The 15358-nt window shown below is 61.1% G+C and carries 10 protein-coding genes; 3 read left to right on the top strand and 7 right to left on the bottom strand.

Annotation, left to right across the window (positions count from 1 at the left end):
- Nucleotides 1-88 precede the first annotated feature (88 nt).
- Nucleotides 89-2104 (top strand): excinuclease ABC subunit UvrB, encoded by a 2016-nt coding sequence (gene uvrB, locus FDQ92_RS11460; protein ID WP_137425019.1) that lies wholly within the window; start codon nucleotides 89-91, stop codon nucleotides 2102-2104.
- Here uvrB and FDQ92_RS11455 read toward each other — a convergent pair.
- Together FDQ92_RS11455 and FDQ92_RS11450 are read right to left on the bottom strand one after the other, a co-directional pair.
- Nucleotides 2067-3059 (bottom strand): carbohydrate kinase family protein, encoded by a 993-nt coding sequence (locus FDQ92_RS11455; protein WP_137425018.1) that lies wholly within the window; start codon nucleotides 3057-3059, stop codon nucleotides 2067-2069. The two genes, uvrB and FDQ92_RS11455, sit on opposite strands and share 38 nt — an antisense overlap.
- A gap of 133 nt (nucleotides 3060-3192) precedes the next feature.
- Nucleotides 3193-4695, bottom strand: coding sequence for a DEAD/DEAH box helicase (locus tag FDQ92_RS11450; protein ID WP_211341253.1), 1503 nt, complete (start codon nucleotides 4693-4695; stop codon nucleotides 3193-3195).
- 277 nt (nucleotides 4696-4972) lie between these two features.
- On the opposite strand from FDQ92_RS11450, the gene FDQ92_RS11445 reads away from it, so the two are divergent.
- Together FDQ92_RS11445 and FDQ92_RS11440 are read left to right on the top strand one after the other, a co-directional pair.
- On the top strand, nucleotides 4973-5725 hold the full coding sequence (locus tag FDQ92_RS11445; protein WP_137425017.1) for a hypothetical protein: 753 nt from the start codon (nucleotides 4973-4975) through the stop codon (nucleotides 5723-5725).
- Nucleotides 5726-6279: 554 nt separating this feature from the next.
- Complete coding sequence (locus tag FDQ92_RS11440; protein WP_137425016.1) at nucleotides 6280-8994, top strand: DEAD/DEAH box helicase; 2715 nt, start codon at nucleotides 6280-6282, stop codon at nucleotides 8992-8994.
- Between the two features lie 634 nt (nucleotides 8995-9628).
- On the opposite strand, the gene FDQ92_RS11435 is transcribed toward FDQ92_RS11440, so the two are convergent.
- The 5 genes from FDQ92_RS11435 to FDQ92_RS11415 all read right to left on the bottom strand — a co-directional run bounded on the left by FDQ92_RS11435 (nucleotide 9629) and on the right by FDQ92_RS11415 (nucleotide 15236).
- Complete coding sequence (locus tag FDQ92_RS11435) at nucleotides 9629-10894, bottom strand: L-lactate MFS transporter (RefSeq protein WP_137425015.1); 1266 nt, start codon at nucleotides 10892-10894, stop codon at nucleotides 9629-9631.
- A gap of 560 nt (nucleotides 10895-11454) precedes the next feature.
- Nucleotides 11455-11865 carry a hypothetical protein gene (locus tag FDQ92_RS11430; RefSeq protein WP_137425014.1) on the bottom strand — a complete coding sequence of 137 codons (411 nt, stop codon included), beginning with the start codon at nucleotides 11863-11865 and terminating at the stop codon, nucleotides 11455-11457.
- Between the two features lie 454 nt (nucleotides 11866-12319).
- Nucleotides 12320-12877, bottom strand: coding sequence for a gamma carbonic anhydrase family protein (locus FDQ92_RS11425; RefSeq protein WP_137425013.1), 558 nt, complete (start codon nucleotides 12875-12877; stop codon nucleotides 12320-12322).
- A gap of 67 nt (nucleotides 12878-12944) precedes the next feature.
- Nucleotides 12945-14453, bottom strand: a complete 1509-nt coding sequence (gene thrC, locus FDQ92_RS11420) for a threonine synthase (RefSeq protein WP_137425012.1) — start codon at nucleotides 14451-14453, stop codon at nucleotides 12945-12947.
- A gap of 69 nt (nucleotides 14454-14522) precedes the next feature.
- On the bottom strand, nucleotides 14523-15236 hold the full coding sequence (locus FDQ92_RS11415; protein ID WP_137425011.1) for a DUF554 domain-containing protein: 714 nt from the start codon (nucleotides 15234-15236) through the stop codon (nucleotides 14523-14525).
- Between the last annotated feature and the right edge of the window lie 122 nt (nucleotides 15237-15358).

Genomic DNA, 15358 nt, shown 5'->3' with positions numbered 1-15358 from the left:
CCGACGTCCTTTGCGGCCTCGCGCCTTTCTGGTAAATATAGGATGGATTTTGGACGGCGCCACCCCGAACCCTTGAAGATTCGAGCGCATGGACAGAACGGACAACCGGTTTCAACTCATCGCCAAATGGCAACTCACCGGAGACCAGCCGCGCGCCGTGGACGCCCTGGCCGAGGGCATCCGGGACGGCGTCCGCGAACAGACCCTCCTGGGGGTCACCGGTTCCGGCAAGACCTTCACTATGGCCCACGTGGTGCAGCGGATCCAGCGGCCCACGCTGGTGATCGCGCCCAACAAGACGCTGGCCGCCCAGCTCTACGGTGAATTCAAGGCGCTCTTTCCCCACAACGCCGTGGAATACTTCGTGTCCTATTACGACTACTACCAGCCGGAAGCGTATCTCCCCCAGACCGACACCTACATCGCAAAAGACGCCTCCATCAACGAAACCATTGACAAGATGCGTCACTCAGCCACGCGCTCGCTCCTGGAGCGCCGCGATGTCCTGATCGTGGCGAGCGTCTCGTGCATCTACGGCCTGGGATCGCCCGAGACTTACCAGAACATGCTCCTGCAGCTCCGAACCGGCATGGAGGTATCCCGGGACGCGGTCTTGAGAAAGCTGGTGGAAATCCAGTACGAACGAAACGACGTGGACTTCCACCGTGGAACCTTTCGGGTGCGGGGCGACGTGGTGGAGGTCTTTCCGTCGCACGAAGAGGACCGGGCGGTGCGCATCGAGTTCTTTGGGGACGAGGTGGACGCCATCAAGGAATTCGATCCGCTGACCGGGCGAACCTATCGCAGCCTCGACGCCGTCGCCGTTTACCCGGGCAGCCACTACGTCACCGACCGGCAGACGCTGGAGCGGGCCGTCAAGGCCGCCAAGGAGGAACTGGTCCGGCGGCTGGACGAACTCTATTCGGAGGGTCGGCTAGTGGAAGCCCAGCGGCTGGAAGAACGGACGCTCCTGGACATGGAAATGCTGCAGGAACTGGGATACTGCCCGGGGATCGAAAACTATTCACGCCATCTGACCGGTCGAAACCCCGGGGAACCTCCCCCGACGCTCCTCGACTATTTCCCCGAAAACTGGCTTCTTTTCATCGACGAAAGCCACATCACGATCCCTCAGCTCCAGGGCATGTACCGCGGCGACCGCTCCCGCAAGGGAACCCTGGTGCGTTTCGGCTTCCGCCTGCCTTCCGCCTTGGACAACCGGCCGCTTTCCTTCGAAGAATTCTGCAGCCGCATCCGCCAGGTCGTTTATGTTTCGGCCACTCCCGGCGCCTACGAACTGGAACGGAGCCGGGGAAGAGTGGTGGAGCAGATCATTCGGCCGACCGGCCTGGTAGATCCGCGCGTGGAAGTGCGACCTGCGGAACACCAGGTGGACGATCTGATCGGGGAAATCAGAAAGAGGGCGGCCGCCGGCCAGCGGGTCCTCGTCACGACGCTCACCAAGCGCATGGCCGAAGACCTCACCGAATATCTGTCGGACCTCAACATTCGGGTCCGTTACCTGCATTCGGACATCAGCACCCTGGAGCGCATCGAACTGGTAAGAGACCTTCGGCTCGGCGAATACGACGTGCTGGTCGGGATCAACCTGCTTCGCGAGGGGTTGGACATCCCGGAAGTCTCCCTGGTCGCCATTCTCGACGCCGACAGCGAAGGGTTCCTGCGCTCCGAACGTTCCATCATCCAAACCACGGGCCGGGCCGCCCGCAATGTGGACGGCACCGTGATCCTCTACGCCGGCACCATGACGGATTCCATGCGCCGGGCCATTGAAGAAACCGAACGGCGGCGTAAGATCCAGCTTCGCTACAATGAGGAACACCGGATCGTGCCTCGGACGATCCAGAAGGACATCCCGGACATTCTGGCTGAATACCGTCCCAAGGAAGCGGCCTTCGACCTGGATGTCCTCATGGAGGACCAGGCGACCCTGGCCGAAGCGAAAGGGGGCCGGCTGGAGGACCGGGTCCGTGATCTGGAAAGCGCGATGAAGGAAGCCGCGGCACAGCTGGAATTCGAAAAGGCCGCGGCCCTCCGTGATGAAATCAGGCGGCTCCGCGGGCGGATGCTTCTCGTCCAGTAGGCGCCTCCGGCAAGAGATCCGGACTCAGCGGTCCGAAATTGCTCTCGTAGCGCGCAAGGAAACCGCCCCAGTCGAAACGATGTTCCTGGGTGCCGTGGCATTCCACGGCGTAGGTCGCGGCCACGCTGCCCATCTGGCAGCAGGTGAGCCAATCGAAGCGGTTGACGAGTCCCTTGAGCAGCCCAGCCCGGTAGGCGTCGCCGGCTCCCGTGGGGTCGACGACGTCCTTGACCTTCGACGCAGGAACCAGCGTTTTGTCCCCCCGGACGTTCAGGACGCTGCCCTCCGGCCCGTGGGTGGTGATCACCAACCGGACATGTTCGAACAACTGCTGGATCTTCCAGCCGGTCATCTTGAGAAAATGGGTCAACTCGTAATCGTTGGAAATGAAGCAAAGGGCGCCGCGCACGACATCCCTGAGTTCCTCGCCGGTCCAGATGTTGAGGCTCTGGCCGGGATCAAAGATGAAAGAGGCCCCGGTCCGCCGGGCTTTTTCGGCAAAGGCCGTCATGTCCTGCTTGTTGCCGGGACCGATATGGATCAGGACATCGTCGCTCGGGGCATTCCAGTCCGGCAACTCCGCCGGGTAAAGCATGGCTCCCGGGTTGAACGCCGTGATCTGGTTGTCGGCGAGATCCGTGGTGATGTAGGCACCCGCCGTGGGGACGTCGTCGATCTTCCGGACATGGCTGCACGAAAGGCCGTTTTCCACCAGCCAGCGCTCATACCGGTCGAAATCGCTTCCCGCCGCCGCGACAATCCGGGGACGTTCCCCCAGGAGCGACAGCGTGTAGGCGATGTTGCCGGCGGTTCCGCCGAACTTTTCCACCACACCGTTGATATTGAAGCACACGTTGAGCACGTGAATCTTGTCGGGAAGGATATGGTCTGCGAAGTGGCCCGGAAAATCCATGATCCGGTCGTAGGCCAACGATCCCGATACAAATAAGTCCATGAGGCTCGATCCTTTCGTCTGAGTCTGAAGGGTTGGCGATGGTGGAGGACCCGCCGCCGGCGCCTGCCGGCCGGAATCCACGGCCTGCGGATCTTTCCGGATGCGGATCACATCCGGCATGACCCATGACGCTCTATTCGACGGTCTCCTGGGACTTCCGGCGCTCGTCCCGGCGCGGCTCCCCGGGCTTGGACGATCGTTTGGGCCGCCGCCTCCTTTTGGGCTCACCCTTGGCGCCGGCACCGGGAGGAGTCTTACCCCTGGCGGCTTCCCCGGTCGCGGTTCCCTTGGGAGACTTTCCCTGCCTTGGCTTGGGTTTTCCAGGCCGAGGCGCACGTTCCCGTTTCCTGGGAGGCTCTTTCACGAACCAGTCCTCCTCGGGCCAGACCACGGGAATCTTTTCGCCCAGGAGCTTTTCCACCGCTTCCAGGTGATAAACATCGTCCTCGGACGCCAGGGTGATGGCCCGCCCCCTCTTTCCGGCCCTGGCGGTCCGCCCGATGCGGTGAATGTACTCTTCCGGGTCCTGGGGAACGTCGTAGTTGATCACATGGGATATGTCTTCCACGTGAATGCCCCGTGAAGCCACGTCGGTGGCCACCAGGATGGTCACGCTTCCGTCCTTGAACTTCCCCAGGATCTTCACCCGGTTTTTCTGGGGCAGGTCCCCCGTGATGGCCGTGGCCTCGTAACCGCAGGCATGGAGACGGTCGGCCAGCCTAGCGGCTTGAATCTTCGTGTTGGTGAAAATCAGCACCCGCTCGGCCGCCTCACGTTTGAGCAATCCGAGGAGCAGCGAAAACTTCTCGGCTCTTCCCACATGGTACAGGGTCTGCTCCACCGTGCCGACCACCAGCTCCTCGGGGTTGATGACCACCTCCTCCGGAGCGTTCATGAATTCATAGGTGAGTTCCAGGACTCGGGGGGAAAGCGTCGCGGAAAAGAGCATACTCTGCCGGCGGTTGTAGGGCGGCAGGCGCCGCATGATGTAGCGGAGGTCCTTGACAAAACCCATGTCGAACATCCGGTCGGCTTCATCGATCACCAGAAAGGACACGTCATCGGGTTTGAAAATCCCCTGTTTCATGAGGTCGATGAGGCGCCCGGGGGTGGCGACGACCATGTCGGCTCCCTGCCGCAGTTTTTCGATCTGCTTCTCGTAGCCCACCCCGCCGTAGATCACCGCTGTGGTGAACGGGCAGTAGCGGCCGAGCAGCCGGGCGTCTTCGTGAATCTGCAGCGCCAGTTCCCGGGTGGGGGCCACGATGAGCGCCCGGGATTTGTGACCTTCCAGGCCGGGCTGGGAAAGGAGCCGCTGAAGGATGGTGAGGACAAAGACCGCCGTCTTGCCCGAGCCCGTCTGGGCCTGGGCTGCCACGTCGCGGCCGCTGAGCGTCAGCGGGAGCGTCTTGTCCTGGATGGGCGTGCAGCGTTCGAACCCGGCGTCCCGGAGCCCCTTGAGGATTTCCTCCCGAAGGTTCAGGGCATCGAAGGGGGTTCCCGTGGCCAGTTCGGAGACGGCCTTCCTGGGAGTAATCCCGGAAGTTTCGCAGTCGTCTTCCGACAGCGCTTCCGCCGGGACGGGTTCGGGCGGGGTTTCTTCGGCGGACGGGTGCGCTTCCTTCACCGGTTCCACAGCCGGTTCCGCAGCCCACCCCAAAATACGTTTGCAAAGGGACCAAAAAGAGTCGATAAAACGCACGGTTTCTGCTTTTCCTTTCTCAGAGAGGACTTGAATATCGACCGAGAAATGGATGCCGGGGTCTTCTCGTCTTCTGCAAAATAGAACGTGGACCCCACATCATCACTTTTGCTATCTTGGGCAACAGCCGATACTCATCTATACCAAAAGGGTTCAAAAACAGCAAATGTGGCATCAGCGGCCGGGAGCTCACCGGACAGGGAGTCAACGCATGATGAGGAACCTTCGCCGGCTGGCGTTTTGTTTCACGGGCCTCTTGTGCTTCACGGTGTTGCCGGGAAGCCCCCCACTCCTGCGGGCCGGTCCCGTGAGGATCCACCTCGCCGACGGGAACCGGCTGGAGGTGCCCTACTGCTGGGAGGAAGAAGGGCACATCCGGTTCGAAATGCCCGGAGGCGTGGCGGGTATCCCCAAGCAGCAGGTGCTGTCCATCGAGGAAGTGGTATCGGCCAGTGAATTCGATCCCCAGGCGGCCGGCGGCGCCCTGGAGGCGGCCGAATCCATGAGCCCCCAGGAATGGGCGCTCTTCCAGAAAGAAATCCTTCAGAAGATTCCCTTGGGGGAATCCTACGAACCGCTGAAACCGGATGAGATCACGGGACGGCTTCCGGCAAGCCGTGAGGACACCGTGAACGCCCGGAGCACGGCGCACCTTTACGGTATTTCCCTGCACTCTCAAGGCGATTTTTCCGAATGGGTCCGACTCAAGGACGACGGCGCCCTCCTCGCGGTCCGAAACGTGATCAGCACCCACGAAGATCTTTCCAATCGCCGCGTGCTCCTCACCCTTTTCGACGCCGACGGGAACGTGCTTCAGAAACAGCCGTGCACCGTGCACGAACTGGACGTCGATCGGCGGACCCTGAACACCCTCGGCATCCGCGGCCGACTGTTTTCCGTAGTGGCCACCATCACCCCGGACCCCGCCATCCGGCGCTACGAAATCACCCTCCTGCGGCGGTAGATCCCGCGGGGCAGGCGCCCCACGCGGCCGCGGCATGCAGAAGCATTCCAGAGGATTCACCGGGGCCGTCCGCTCGATTGGCTCGAGACCGGGGGGGGGCAGCCGCGTTCGCCGTTTCTGAGCCACCCTCGCAGGCCTTCCACCTTGTTCCGAAGCCCCAGCTTCCATTCCCATGAGGCCGTGATCCCATGCACCTCATCGCGAGGAGCCCCGGATCTACCGAAGACCATCCAATCGTTCAAATCTTTGGCAGCGTTCTAAAGTGGAGACCTTAAGCAAAAAGGTTAACGAAGGTCAAAACAAATCCCCCTCTCCTCCCTCCCCTTAATCCCCTCCCACAAGGGGAGGGGAAATAGAGTTTGGTGCAGATCTTTTGCTTCTTGTTCCCAAGCCCCAGCTTGGGAACGAGGGGAAACAAAGAACCTCAGGGTCCGAATAGCATGAGCTTGTTTTTGGACGAGCTCTTGTCTCTTGGCAGAACCGCCCCTGCCAGTTACAAATGGGTGTACCCTGGCAAATGACAACTCTCAGGTGAGAAATTTCTCGAGAATATTTTGAAGACAAGACGATACGACAGGCGGCGGGGCGGACCTCCCGCGAGACAGAAGGCGGAGGCTCCTTCGGAGAACACCCCCTTTCAGCTGAACATCCACAAGCGGGTCCGCCCCGTGCTGGACCGCATCGGCATTCCGGAACCTCAACCGTTCGTTCCCGACCCCTACCAGGTCGAAGCGCTTGAAAAAATCGAGGCATCCGACGTCCTGGTGACAGCCCCCACCGGGGCCGGGAAGACCTACATCGCCATCGAAGCCATCAAGAAAGTCTTCGATCGAGGCGGAAGAAGCTGGTACGCCTCGCCGCTCAAGGCGCTTTCCAACGCCAAACTGGAAGAATTCGGCCGCATCTTCGGGATCGAAAACGTCGGCATCCTCACCGGCGACCGCAAGGAAAACCCCGACGCCCCCATCATCGTGGGAACGACCGAAATCCTCCGAAACCAGCTTTACGATGCCATGCATCGCGGCGAAGACCTCCAGGTGGACCTGGTGGTGATGGACGAAGCGCACTACCTGGGAGACGAGGACCGCGGGGTGGTCTGGGAGGAGATCCTGATCTACCTTCCCACCCGTGTGCGGCTCCTGCTTCTTTCCGCAACGATACGAAACGCTCGGGAAATATGCGACTGGCTCGAGTGGCTGCGCCACCACCCCTGCAGCTGGGTGACGGCCCACGAGCGGCCGGTCCCCCTCTTCCCGCTCTTCCTGTTCCCTCATGGGGAACTCACGCCGCTTTCCAGCCGGAGAGGCCTTCACGGGCCCATCCGGGAGATCGACTCCAGAGCCTTTGCCCGGCGCGATTTCCCGGACGTGGCCCGCATATTGGATGCCCTTCGGCAGGCCAATCTCCTTCCGGCTATCTTCTTCATGAAGTCCCGATCCGACTGTGAGCGGGCCATCACCCTGTGCCCGTCCAAACCTCAAAAACCGAAGGCATCGGGCACCGACGACTTTCACCACCGTTTGCGCGAACTTCTCGATCGCTGGCCGTTCCTGGAAAGCCATCGCCATCTGCCGATCCTGAAGCGATGCCGGGTGGGCGCCCACCATGCCGGCCAGCTGCCCCACTGGAAGCTGCTTCTGGAGCAGCTGATGCAAGAAGGTTATCTGGAAGCGATCTTCTCCACCTCCACGGTGGCCGCCGGCGTGAATTTTCCGGCGCGCACGGTGGTGATTCCCCAGAGCGACCGGTTCAACGGGCGGGAATTCGTGGAGCTTTCGGCCACGGACCTGCTCCAGATGACGGGGCGCGCGGGGCGGCGCGGCATGGACAAGATCGGCTTCGTCCTGGTGGTGCCCGGCCGCTACCAGAATCCCGAACTCCTCCATGACCTGCTGCATTCGCCGCCCGACGCCATACAGAGCCAAATCCGAGTGAATTTCTCCATGGTGCTGAATCTGCTGCTTTCGCACCGCCCGGAAGAAATCCGAACCCTATTTTCACTCTCTCTCGCCACCTTCCAGAACCTCAGCCAGGAAACGGAAACCCGAAAAACCAGCGAACGCTACCGGAAGGCCTTCGCCCAATGGCTCCCGGACATGGCCTGCGGGTCGCCGGAAGCCCTGGCGGAAATCCGGCCCCGCTACATGCAGCTTCAGACGGAACAGAAAAAGGCCCGCAAGGCCCTCAAACGCCAGACCTTCCTCTGGTCGATCCAGAAATTGCTCCACCCGGGCCGCCTCCTGCTGAGCCGTCGAGGGACCCCCTACCTGGTGGTGGAGGCTCCCGAAGGCGATGAAGAAGCATCGGCGGGCGCCGTGCGTCTCGCCTTTCCCCTGCAGTGGCGTCACGGCGCCGTGAGGGTTCACCGGATCAACGGCCGGCGCATCCGGGACATCGGAGAAAAGCTGCCGGAATTTCCGGATCTTTCCGATCGGGAAGGCTGGGAAGTGCTGGTTGCGGAGCAGGCCGAGAGACCCTTCCGGTCCCTCTTTCGTGGAGACACACCGACCGAAGAACCCGCCCCGGTTCAGGCGGTCGGCAGCGACCTCAAGGAGGCGGCCCTGGCCGCCGGGTCCCTGCCGTGTCCTCGCTGCGCCTTGTACGGACCGTGCCAGAAATCGACGCGGCACCCCTTTTCGCGCCTGATCCAGAACTACTTCGCCCACCACGCGGAAATCCGGACGATCCAGGAGGAACTGTGGCGTTCGTTCCTGCACCATTTCCGGTTTCTCCAGGCCGAAGGCTACGTGGACGAACACGGATACCTCACCCGGGACGGCCTCTGGGCTTCCAAGCTTCGCCTGGATCAGCCGCTGCTCATCTCAGAAGGCATCCGCCAGGGCGTCTTTCCGGAACAGGACCCCGCACTCCTGGCCGCGCTCATCGCACCCTTCGTGATGGATCGGGAACGGCCGGGAGAAATGCAGCTGTCCGCCCTTGTCTGGAAGTATCCCGAACTCGCAAAACCCTTCTTCACGCTGCTTCAAGTCCTGCACCGACTCCGCGAACGGCTGCAAAACGAAGGGTTCACGACGCCTCCCCTCCCGTTCTGGACCGTGCTGGTAGTGTACCACTGGGCGAAGGGGGAAGACTGGGATACGGTCCGAAATCTTTCCGGAATCGACGAGGGGGACCTGGCCATGGTGGTCCTCCGCACCGCCGATCACCTCCGCCAGGTGGAATCCCTCAAGGAAACTCACCCCGGGCTCGCGGCTTCCGCCGAGAAGGCCATTGAAGCGATCCTTCGGGAACCCGTGCTGGTGGTGTGAACGGCGGGCGCCGCCCGCTTGAGCGCCTTCGGCACGGCAAGGCAAAGGCCGCGATCCAGATCCCCGTGGGAGCGGCGCCTTCGCCGCGTTGTAAACCATCTGTGGGAGCGGCGCCCTCGCCGCGATCGGGATCGCCGGCAAGCCGGCTCCTACAGGGCATGAGTCGCTCCTTCCCCTCGTTCCCAAGCTCTGGCTTGGGAACGCCCTACCCGGGAAGCTCCAGCTTCCCTCCTGCTACAGCTGAAACGCACTGTCTTTCTAGGGAGCTCGCCAGGATCTCGAAGTGGTCTTCCCCCTCGTTTCCGCTCGTTCCCAAGCCTGACTTGGGAACGGCCTCACCGAAGCTGGAGCTTCTGCACAGTTGTGTTCCCAAGCTGGAGCTTGGGAACAAGAAGCAAAAGATCTGCATCCATCTGAGTTTTCGGAGAAGCTCCTCTTCCGTCGAAACCCCGCTACATACTCCATTTCCAGTTCGCTGCAGTAAACTATCGGCACGGTCGTAGCGGGCACAGTGCTCAACGCTTCGTCCACAAAATGCCTTCTCAGGCCGAGCCGTACGAAAAAAAGGGGCGGATTGTCTCCCGCCCCTTTGCCGATCCCGGTCTCTACGCTTTCGAACCGCGCCGGTTTCAGATCACTCGGTCGAGTACCGCGGTCTCTTGGTCACCAGCGCTATCACGATACCGATGATCAAGAGGACGCCGGCAATATAGAATGCATAATCGTAGCTCTGGTAACGGTCGTAAATCCGGCCGGCCAGCTTGGGCATGAACGAACCGAGACCCCAGCCGACGAACACCAGGCCGTAGTTGATTCCCAGGTTCTTCGGGCCGAAAAAGTCCGCGGTAAACGACGGAAACAGCGTCAGGCCGCCGCCGTAGCACCAAAAACCGATGGCGCAGGCCAAAAAGAGCAGCGGAATGTTCTTGATGGAAAAGAGATACGGCAAGAGGAACATGATCACGGCGGCTGCGATGTAGTTCAGGATGAGGGTGTTGCTACGGCCGATCTTGTCGGAGATGATTCCCGTTCCGACCCTGCCCAGCGAGTTGAAGACGGCACCCCAGGAAACCAGCAGATAGCCCGCCGCCATAACGACGGAGATCATCTTGGCCGCGTGACCGATCAGCAGGAGCCCCGCCTGGGTGTTGATGCAGAACATGATCACCAGCGCATATAACTGCCACGTCCGGAGCACCTCGCCCGCACTCCAGTCATGGCGGGTCTGTGCGGCCGCCTTGGCCGCGCTCACCGCCGTGGCCGGAGGCTGCGGCGGGACATAGCCAGGTTCAGGCCAGGCCAGGAACTGGGCCGCAATCAGGATCACGATCAGATAACCGACTCCCAGCACGTAAAACGACGTGCTCATGCTATAGCTGGTGATGAGCCAGTCCGCCAGGGGAGCCACGTAGAAGGCGGCCAGACCGTAGCCGCCCACCACAAGCCCTGCGATGAAGCCGCGTTTGTGAGGACCGAACCATTTCAGAGCGGCGGGAGTCGGCGCCGCATAGCCCACACCCATCCCGATGCCGCCGAAAATGCCATACCCAATCAGAACCCCGGTGTAGCTCTTCGTGGCACCGGCGATGAGAAGCCCGATCCCGATGCCGAGGCCGCCGATGCTGGCCGCGATCTTGGGACCATACCGATCCTGAATGCGGCCGCCGGGAATCATGAGGAGTGCAAAGAAGAGGATACACAGAGACGCCGGGTTGGACGCCTGCTCGGCCGTGAGCGGCACCCAGCCCTGCTGCGTCATGAGGGCCTCATCGGTGAGATACTTGACCCACACACTCCAGGCGTAAAGACAACCGAGGCAAAGGTTGACCACGATACCCGCAATCACCACCTGCCACGCTTTGGCGGGTACCTTCTCCAAAGGTTGCTGAGCACTTGCCATGTGTCAAACCTCCCATGCTGTTTGGTTGCAACCCCTCCACCGCCCCATTTCCGGTGCCGAACCCTGCAGCGATTCCATGAAAACCAAGGAGCTCGCCCGGTTAGGCGGCCTTCCAAGTGCCCACGGGATGTCATTCGTTCAAGTAAAAATAAAAAGTGCACCCAAAAGTTTCCATTAAAGGACGATGAAACGACACGAACGGCTACGAATTAAGCGGATCAAAATCCGAAACCATCGCAGAGAGAACAGCGGCGCGAAAAGGGATGAAGAAGCTTACTTCGATCGAGATTCCGATCCAGCAGTCACTTCAGAGGTCGCCGAAAGGGGATTTCTACAGAGACTCATAAGAGGAAAACGCTTGAATGACAACCTAACCCAGCGATATCACCTCCTTTCTGTGGCTTCGTCGAAACACACCTTCGAGTCACCCGAAATCGAAAGATCTGTTGACTCCTATGACACGGCACGTTGTTGGAAGTCAAGGGGAAATTGTCATTCATTCCGGATTGTTATCAAATATACAAGGCCCCTTGTGCCGACACTCCGCAGGGTCTCCCCGCTCAGTCGAACGGTTTGAGATGCACGTGATCGATTCCGGGCTTCAAAAAAAAGCGGCTTTCTTCGACCTTCTTTTCCAGCGGCCCGGTGGTGAAGATGACCTTGCGCCTGGCATCGAAGCTCGAGAGGCCCTTGACCGCATAAAGGCTCACAAGGCTGTCGAAGCAGACGGCATAGACGATTTCTTCCGCATCGTTCAAGGCCAGGAGGTCCACCGGATGATCAGCGATCCGGGGAGGATAATAGTCCGCCACCACCTGCAACCCCATCGCCTTCAACTGCCCGAAAAGATGGCACTGCAGCGTCCGCTTCATGGAACGTTCGTTCCGGTAAGCCTTGGGCACCGCCCTCCAGACCGCTTCAAGCGAAGCCTTCCATTCGGACTTCAACGGCTCCCAATCCCTTTCCCGCATCACCTGCTTCCCTTCTTCCCGTCGTGCCTCTGCAACTCATCGATCCGGAGGACCGGGATAGATTTCCACGAATTCCCGCCGTATCCATCCGCTCAACCATTGCAGAACGAATCCCCGGCCGAAACCCCTGATCCATTGCGAGCACGCATACCATATCCCGTCCTGCTTCGCAATCGGGGCGCTTTTCCCCTCGTTCCCAAGCTCTGGCTTGGGAACGCCCTGCCCGCGAAGCTCCAGCTTCGCCTCGCTGCAAAGGATTTCAACGATTGCATGGTCTTCGATAGATCAACGCTGATCGCGATGCGGTGAATATCGAAGCTGGAGCTTCTGCACGCTTGTGTTCCCAAGCTGGAGCTTGGGAACAAAGCGGAGAGGGGCCGCCCGGGTTTACCTTTTTCGGTAGGAGCGGGCTTGCCCGCGATTCGCAAAACTTCGTCGCCCTACCCGGCCGCCCTCAGCCGATAAATCCCTTTATGCTTCTTTCTCCCCGCCACTTTTGAGGGTGAAGGTAGTGGGCGGCAAGCTTCACGTAATGAAGGGCCGATTCCCGGAGCTGCGCCGTTTCTTCCTCGCTCAAGTCTTTTTTCACTGCCGCCGGAACGCCCATCACCACGCATCCGGACGGTACTTCCATCCCCGGACTCACCACCGCCCCCGCAGCCACGATGGATCCCTTGCCGATCCGGGCTCCATCCAGGACAATGGCCCCCATGCCTATCAGGCACTCGTCCTCGACGGTACAGCCGTGCACGACGGCCCGGTGTCCCACGGTCACCCGGTCCCCGATGATGAGCGGGAAGCGGATTTCCGTCACGTGAAGCGAGGCGTTGTCCTGGATATTGGTTTCACAGCCGATGCGGATGGTGTTCACGTCGCCCCGCACCACCGTGTTGAACCAGATGCTGGAGCGATCGCCCACGACCACGTCGCCGATCACCCAGGCCCCGGGCGCCACGAAGACCTCGTCTCCCAGCTTGGGCCACACGTCTTTGTAGGGCAGTATGGAACTCATGCCTTCCTCCCCCGCGCCGCCGACTCCGCGACGCAGACCGGAATGTTTCGAACAGCTCATGGCCTTCTCAACCCCGAACTTCCTTCAGGTTCAACCGTTCGGCGATTTCCGCGGCGGTGCTCTCCACGAATCGCCGAAACGCATCGGGATCCATGGAACGGCCAGGGACCGGCTCAGCCACCCCTTCCGGCGGCCGAACCAGCATCGGCGCATTTCGCAGCTCGGCCCTGGGCGTTACCTCGAAATCGGGCTCGAACCGATCTTCGAAATACTTCTCCTGGAAAACGGCGAACTTGAGTGCGTGCGCCGTGGCGTCCAGCACCGCTTCCCGGTCGCCGGAAATCAGCCCTTCGTGCAAGGCCCGCTTGAGCCCCGCCAGACATTCCCCGCCCTGGGTGCAGGCGATGTGGCCGTTTCGGTTGGCTATGAGCATAGCGTCCATGATTTCCTGTTCGGTCACTTCCGTCACCTGAACGCTCCGTTCGCCGGCGACGGCTCGGTACCGTTCCACCAGCCGGATCACCCGGGGCATGGACACCGGGTTTCCGATCATGGCCGCCTGCGCCACGCTGGGTCGCACCGTCACCGGCCGGAAGGTGCGCCGCGCCGGGTCGGATTCCAGATAGTAGAGGTAAACGGGGTTGGCGTGTTCCGACTGGACCCCCAAGATGGTGGGAAGCGCCGTGATGATCTCCAGATCCAGGAGTTTCAAAAAGCCTTCGAGGACCGCCGTGATGTTTCCCGCGTTCCCGATGGGAACCACCACGACCAGGTGCCCCACATCGTAGTCGCAGGCCTGGGCGATTTCGTAGCTGTACGATTCCTGCCCCAGGATCCGCCAGGCGTTCTTGGAATTCATGAGCGCCACCGGATAGCGGTCGGCCAGGTGCTCGACGATCTTCATGCAGTCGTCGAAAACCCCCGGAATTTCGATGACCCGCGCCCCGCTTCCCAGGGGTTGGCTCAGCTGCTGAGGGGTCACTTTGCCGTGAGGCAGCAGCACGGCCGAGGTGACCCCGTCGACCAGGTAAGACGCATAGAGCGCCGCAGCCGCGGAGGTGTCCCCCGTGGACGCGCACACCGCCAGGACTTTTTCCAGCCGCCGGGATCGGATCAGGTGGTTGAGGTAACTGAAGGCACTGGCCATGCCCCGATCCTTGAAGGACGCGCTGGGGTTCTGACCGTCGTTTTTGAAGGCGAACGGCATGCCCGCCCAGTCACGGAGCCTCGCGTTGGCCCGGACCAGGGGCGTATGCCCCTCGCCCAGGTAGACGACGGCGTCCAGCGGCAGGATGGAACCCAGCAACTCGTGGAACCGATAAATGCCCCGAAGCGCCGGTTCCGTCACCATGCTCCGGTAGTCGAAGATTTCGCGCCACTTGGGACCGGGAACCTGCTTGAGCCGCTCCCATTCCACGTCACGGATCATGAGCACGCCGCGGCATTCCGGACAGGTGTAGAGGAGGGTCTCGATACCGTATTCGGCCTGGCACGTGTAGCACCGGTAGCGGTAAGTCCCCGCCGGTTGCGGCAGGATGTGTTCGCGCACGTTCTGAGGGAACTGTTCCAGTCTCATGGGGCCATGTCTCCCGAATCGGTTGAGCTGGTGCGCGTTTGGAGTGGACAGGGCGGCGCTGAGAAATCCTCAACCCCAAATCACCGCCCACCAGGTCTTCAACGTGGGAAGGAACGCCACCACCAGCGGGGCGATGACCAGCGCCGGCAGGAAATTGGCGATCCGTATGTCTTTCACTCGCAGCAGTTTCAGTCCGATGGCGACGATGATCAGCCCGCCCGCAGCGCTCATTTCGGTCACCATCCCTTCAGAAAGCACCTCGTCCAACGCCCCCGCCGCCATCGTGATCGCTCCCTGGTAGACTAAAACACTCACCGCGGAAAAGATCACCCCCCAGCCCAAACTGGCGGAAAAGGCAATGGACGCGAAACCGTCCAGCATGGACTTGATGGCGAGCAGCTTGAAGTCCCCCTTGAGTCCGTCCTGGATGGATCCCAGGATCGCCATGGGGCCCACGCAAAACACCAGACTGGCCGTTATGAAGCCCTCGGCCGGGCTCGTGCCGGCGCTCTTGGAAAAAGCCGCCTGGAAGCGATTTCCCAACGCGTCCAGAACGCCTTGAAGGCATAGGGCTTCGCCCAAAACGGCTCCCGTCAGGATGGACGCGAGCAGGATGAGCACATTTTGCGTCTCCAGGGCCGCCTGAATGCCGATGAGCATGGTGACCAGCCCCAGCCCCTGGACCACCGTCACCTGCATGTTTTCGGGTAACCGCGCCCCGATGGCGCAACCCAAGGCACCACCTGTCACCACCGAAGCCACGTTGATCATGGTACCGACCATGATGCGCGTCTCCTTGCGCGGTTGAAGAAGGAGCGTGAAGCGGCGACCAAAATAATCCAGCCGGACGACGATGAAAAGAAAGAAAGCGACCCGTCTCGTTTGGTTTATAATGATTTTAACCG

Source organism: Desulfoglaeba alkanexedens ALDC (assembly GCF_005377625.1).
Lineage (GTDB): Bacteria > Desulfobacterota > Syntrophobacteria > Syntrophobacterales > DSM-9756 > Desulfoglaeba > Desulfoglaeba alkanexedens.
This window is presented reverse-complemented; position numbering and strand designations above follow the sequence as displayed.

Coding starts and splice junctions, on each gene's coding strand:
- FDQ92_RS11415 (WP_137425011.1), bottom strand. CDS start 15,236: ATGGTCGGTACCATGATCAACGTGGCTTCGGTGGTGACAGGTGGTGCC.
- FDQ92_RS11425 (WP_137425013.1), bottom strand. CDS start 12,877: ATGAGTTCCATACTGCCCTACAAAGACGTGTGGCCCAAGCTGGGAGAC.
- uvrB (WP_137425019.1), top strand. CDS start 89: ATGGACAGAACGGACAACCGGTTTCAACTCATCGCCAAATGGCAACTC.
- thrC (WP_137425012.1), bottom strand. CDS start 14,453: ATGAGACTGGAACAGTTCCCTCAGAACGTGCGCGAACACATCCTGCCG.
- FDQ92_RS11430 (WP_137425014.1), bottom strand. CDS start 11,865: ATGCGGGAAAGGGATTGGGAGCCGTTGAAGTCCGAATGGAAGGCTTCG.
- FDQ92_RS11445 (WP_137425017.1), top strand. CDS start 4,973: ATGATGAGGAACCTTCGCCGGCTGGCGTTTTGTTTCACGGGCCTCTTG.
- FDQ92_RS11435 (WP_137425015.1), bottom strand. CDS start 10,894: ATGGCAAGTGCTCAGCAACCTTTGGAGAAGGTACCCGCCAAAGCGTGG.
- FDQ92_RS11455 (WP_137425018.1), bottom strand. CDS start 3,059: ATGGACTTATTTGTATCGGGATCGTTGGCCTACGACCGGATCATGGAT.